This window comes from Stecheria intestinalis, assembly GCF_009696165.1.
Classification (GTDB): domain Bacteria; phylum Bacillota_I; class Bacilli_A; order Erysipelotrichales; family Erysipelotrichaceae; genus Bulleidia; species Bulleidia intestinalis.
On sequence record NZ_VUMN01000056.1, the window covers coordinates 1 to 4,706 of the forward strand.

The window sequence follows — 4,706 nt, forward strand, 5'->3', positions numbered from 1 at the left end:
GGCAGAAGGGCTTTCGGCAAGAGAAGTTAAAGCCTATTGCTATGCAAATGCTAGGTTTTTGATGTATATCCAACTGCACGGTTACGAAACTATTGAACAGTTAGATTATGATGTGCTGTTGAAATTTTCCGTGGACGACACTCACGAAACGGCAACTGCCAAGCGAAAATTCAACGCAAAAATCCGACGCTTTCTTGCTTATGAAGCCAATAAGGGAAAATGTTCCATTGGTCATGCGTTTATTTTGAATCATCTTCTGATCCCAAAAGTGGTATTGGAAGATGATTTTCTTTCGAATGATGTTCCTAAGGGAAAAGCAGAATTATTGTGGCCGAAAATTGAACAGTTCGGCAAAAAACTGGGTGATATCGGTTATTCAAAGAACACCATAAGGATATCCAGACATTTTCTGATTCTGCTATTTTTGTTCTTTGACATGTTTGATCTAGCTTACAGCGAAATGACTGCACTGCAGTGGTTTGACCACGTTAAGCATCAGTTCAATTCTAGCTGGATATCGATGAATCGAATTCTGAATCAGTTCTTTTTGTTTTACAAGTCCGGAGATATTTGCTTGTCACAAACTGCTTTTCCTCGAGCAGAGCAGATGATCGATACGATACCGCAATGGTGCCGACCTAGTGTTGATGAATTCCTGAAATTGCTAGAGCGAGAAGGCAGAGAGGCTTCAACGGTAATGATGTATCGTTCAAGCATCTGCCGTTTCTGCTCTTTCTTGGGTCAAACAAATATTAACAGCTTCGCGGAAATCACTGCAGAAGATATCATCAATTTTAACTTACAGGATATTCATTCAACCCCAGATGGGAAAGCAGCTTATAACAGCCGCATCCGGAATTTTCTGCTTCATTTAACTGATCAGAAGATCATTACGAATAAATACCTTTATCGTGCAGTTCCAATTATCAGCGCGCCTAGGAGAAGAATTGCCGAAATACTAACGGATAATGAAATCAGACAGATCTGGTCGGTTGATATCGATAAACTTGATCCGCTTTCCCTGCGTGATTACTGCATGGTTTCTATTGGCCTAGGCATGGGATTAAGAAGCTCTGATATTGCAAATCTCAAATTCACTGATATTAACTGGCAGAAACAGTCAATCTCTTTTACGCAGCAGAAAACAGGAAAAGCTCAGATTATGCCGATGCCGGTGAGAGTTGGTAATGCTATTTTCAAGTATCTTTGCGAAGGACGCCCTAAGGGGAATTACTCCACCTATATTTTCATCAATCATCGAAAACCGTTTGGTCGTCTTACCAGAGGTGTACTCGAGCGGGCATTACACCGGTTTATTGATAATTCTGATCACCTTCACGGCTTTCATATCCTCCGGAAAACTTTCTCTACACTGATGCTCCGGGGAAACAATGAGATATCGGTGATCTCAGATGCACTTGGACATAAGACCGATAATACGCTGAGCGAGTACCTGTCCATAGATGAGGAGCGGATCCGTTTGTGCCCGCTTTCTCTGGAAATGCTTGGTATTCCGTTGAAAGAAGGTGTATTTCGATGACACGTACATTTGAATTCAAGAGCGTGTTTGCGCCATATATCCAGCAGATGATTGAGGTCAGACATAGTCAGGGTTACATCTTCGAAGAACAAGCTTATCAGCTTTCTCGGTTCGATAAGTACTGCGTTCAGAAAAACATCACTGAATCGAACGTCACAAGAGCCCTGTTCGAAAGCTGGGCAGCACGACTTCCTGATGAAGGATCGACAGCACATTATGATCGTGTCAGAGAACTGCGGTCTTTCTGCATTTTTATGAATACGCTTGGTTTTCAATTCTGGTTCCCACATGTACTTCCAAAGCCAAGTAAGAATATCCCATATCTGATGGATGACAGTGATATTTGTGCGTTTTTTGAAGTACTTGATAAAAGAACTCCGATTTCAACATATCCTGGACCGCAGAGAGTGAATGTTGAATACAAAGTAATATTCCGGCTGATTATATGCTGCGGGTTAAGAAATTCCGAGGCTGCAGAATTGAAGACTGATGATGTGAACCTTTCAAATGGCACTTTTAAAGTAATCCATTCCAAAGGAGATAAGGACCGGATTGTTTATATGGCAGAAGACGTTCGGATTCTTTGCGGCCAGTATTATCAATGGCTGGTAAAGACATTAGGATATACTCCGATCTGGTTTTTCCCAGGTATTCACCCTGATAAACATATCCATAAATCCACATTGTGCACAGTATTCAGCGAAACCTGGAAACAGACAGATAATTCCCGATGCTGCGATAAAAAGCCAACTGTTCACGGAATGCGCCATTTCTTCGTCATCAAACGCATGCATACATGGATCAGAGAAGAACGGTCTTTAAATGTCATGATGCCATATTTAAGCAGTTATCTTGGACACGGAGAGCCTTCGGATACTTTCTACTACTACCATCAGCTGGAAGAAATCTTTGGAGAGATTCATAAGAAAGATCAGATCTCCGCTCAGCTGATTCCAGAGGTAAAACACTATGAATGATAAGAAATTTGAAGATCTCTTTTTCTCAAAGACAAGAGATTATCTTGATCAGTATCTTACACGGCAATGCTGTAGAAGTCCGCAGACCGTACGTGCATATCGAGATGCTCTCACTGTATTCCGAAGATTTATTTCCAAAAAGAAGGGAATTCCGATTAGCAGATTCACTTTTGACGATTGTACGCACGAGTTTATTCTGGACTATATCGAGTTTCTCCTGACGGAAGGTTGTGCCCGCAGCACATGTAATCAGAGACTTGCGGCTTTGAAATCATATTTATGGTATGCAAGTGACTGTGATGTTTCTCTGCAGCAGATTGCTTTGTCGATTTCCCATGTTCCGTTCTTGAAAGAATCGGAAATAATCCGCGAAACTATCAGTGAAGAAGACATGAAAGCTCTTCTTGCGGCGCCTGGGAATTCTCGAATTGGCATCAGAGATACAGCCATCATGGTAATTCTCTACGATTCGGCAATCCGCCTAAGCGAATTGCTGAACCTGAAATTATCGGATGTGAATATGAAAAAAGAATATCCCTATCTGCGAATTCATGGTAAGGGTGATAAGGAACGATGCGTAACGATTACCAATCAAACAGTCGATCACATTCAAAATTACCTGACCTGCTTTCATACAGACCCATTCATTCAAACGGATTACCTGTTTTACACTGTAATTCACGGACAGGCAAATCGCATGTCACCCGGGAATGTAGAACGGATTCTGAACAAATACGCTTCCATTATCAGACCAGATCATCCAAATCTTTCTGACCGCATTTATCCGCATATGATGAGGCGGACTCGTGCCACTCAACTGTACAGGCAGGACGTTGATCTGGAACTGGTATCCAGAATCCTTGGCCATTCTTCTACAGAAACAACACGAATTTATGCAAAGCCTTCTTTGGATATGATGAAAGAGGCCATGGAAAAAGCGAGTGGGCAATATATCCCCAAAGAAGAGAAAGTATGGCCTGATGATGAAGATGAACTAGCAAAGTTATTCGGACTCAGATAAGATTATCCTCATCTTCCTGCATAATAGCTTTCTAAAATAGGCGGCTCAGAGAAAAATGAGGATAATAATAATGTGAGGATAACGCAAGATTGTTGGATAAGGCGACTTCTCCGTCTTTCAGATAATTCATCAGGTATTCCCACTGATTGTTCAGATAAGTAACTGCCTCTCCAAGCTTGCCGGTCTGCAGATAAGTTACTTTCAGATAGTTATTGTATTCATGGATTTCCTCCATGATCGGTCTGGCCTTCTCATTGCGGACTTCTTTGATTCTTTCGGGATCCGCCTGTTCAGCTTTAAGGCTTCGCTCAATATCAAACAGCTTGTCCATCTTTGCGACCATCTTAAAAGTATCCGCAAATCTCGGATATTGTCTTAGTATCTTTTCTTTTTCGCCTTTCTGCTTCGCTTTTTTGAATGCACTGTAGGTTTCCTTGTCTGCAGTCATGGCATCAAAGAATTTTCGGCGAGCATGACCCATACATCCGACTTTCATCAGAGCGGGCAAGTAATTTGTATATGCCTGATACCCATCTGATTGAATCATTCCATGAAACTGTGTCCCCAGTATTTCGTAGAGGAAAGACTGTTCTCGAGTTTTGCTATAAAAGAACAGAGCCATCTGTCTCTTTTCAAACGGTCCTGTCAGCGCTCCCCAGATTCTGCACGCCTGCCGTCCCTCTTTCTGCAGCCATTCAAGAACTTCCAGTTCCGTTTCATCCATGTTCACAACATGGCACTGTCTGAGATCTGCAGTCATTCGATCAATGACTGCTTTCAGGTATTTCTCTCCGCAGTGAATCACCAGCTGGCAGATATATTGTTTAGAGAGTGGAATTCCGTTATTCGAAAGATGCTTCGCAATCCGGTCAAAAGGAAGACCGAGAATGTACTTCTCATACGCAAAATGTGCAGGGAGTTCCGGAGAAGCAGGAGAATTCTTAATCATCCGCTTCGGTTTCTTTTCCTTCGGCACTTCATGAATGATCGTTTTCTCTTCGCCTTCTTCAGTGATGAAGGTATAGGCAAAACGATGGCAGATGATTTCTTCCGTATAGTATTCCGCTCTCTGGTAATGAGAAATGCGGATTACCTCAGGCGCAATCTCCTTCATCTTATGACCATCCACTTCAGTGGATTCAGGGTAAAGATCGGTTCTCTTCTTTAC

4 protein-coding genes are annotated in these 4,706 nt (G+C 42.2%); 3 read left to right on the forward strand and 1 reads right to left on the reverse strand.

The features are described from left to right. The 3 genes from FYJ51_RS13200 to FYJ51_RS13210 all read left to right on the forward strand — a co-directional run. A partial coding sequence (locus FYJ51_RS13200) for a tyrosine-type recombinase/integrase (protein ID WP_154505993.1) occupies positions 1-1,540 on the forward strand: 1,540 nt, incomplete at its 5' end. Next, positions 1,537-2,517 (forward strand): tyrosine-type recombinase/integrase, encoded by a 981-nt coding sequence (locus FYJ51_RS13205; protein ID WP_154505994.1) that lies wholly within the window; start codon positions 1,537-1,539, stop codon positions 2,515-2,517. The genes FYJ51_RS13200 and FYJ51_RS13205, both read left to right, overlap by 4 nt. After that, a complete protein-coding gene (locus tag FYJ51_RS13210) occupies positions 2,510-3,538 on the forward strand; it encodes a tyrosine-type recombinase/integrase (protein ID WP_154505995.1) in 1,029 nt (342 codons plus the stop codon). Before FYJ51_RS13205 ends, FYJ51_RS13210 begins: the two co-directional genes overlap by 8 nt. 31 nt (positions 3,539-3,569) lie before the next feature. Here the strand turns inward: FYJ51_RS13210 and tnpC are convergent. Then, on the reverse strand, positions 3,570-4,706 hold a 1,137-nt coding region (gene tnpC, locus FYJ51_RS13215), incomplete at its 5' end, for an IS66 family transposase (RefSeq protein WP_154505996.1).

Excerpts from the sequence above, each read along its gene's own strand:
- FYJ51_RS13210 (WP_154505995.1), top strand. The coding sequence starts at position 2,510 with ATGAATGATAAGAAATTTGAAGATCTCTTTTTCTCAAAGACAAGAGAT.
- FYJ51_RS13205 (WP_154505994.1), top strand. The coding sequence starts at position 1,537 with ATGACACGTACATTTGAATTCAAGAGCGTGTTTGCGCCATATATCCAG.